Genomic DNA, 288 nt, shown 5'->3' on the forward strand with positions numbered 1-288 from the left:
CTGTTACGCCAATACTGGATGCCTGCCGCCCTGTCCGAAGAGCTGGACAGCGACCGCCCGGTCGTACCCGTCAACCTGCTGGGTGAAGAACTGGCCCTCTTCCGTAACGAAGACGATAAACTGGTGCTGATGGATCGTCATTGTCCGCACCGGGGTGCCGATATGTGTTTCGGCCGCAAGGAAGAAGGCGGTATCCGCTGCCCCTTCCATGGTTGGAAATTCGATGCCCAGGGTCAATGTGTTGACCAGCCCGCGGAGCCGGAAGGCTCAAAGATGCACGAAAAAATC

The 288-nt window shown here is 58.0% G+C and carries 1 protein-coding gene; it reads left to right on the plus strand.

Translation table 11 applies throughout. The features are described from left to right. Positions 1 to 288: Rieske 2Fe-2S domain-containing protein (locus Q4563_RS19105; RefSeq protein ID WP_303605635.1), on the plus strand; the 288-nt coding region annotated here is incomplete at both ends.

The organism is Gilvimarinus sp. 1_MG-2023 (assembly GCF_030548285.1).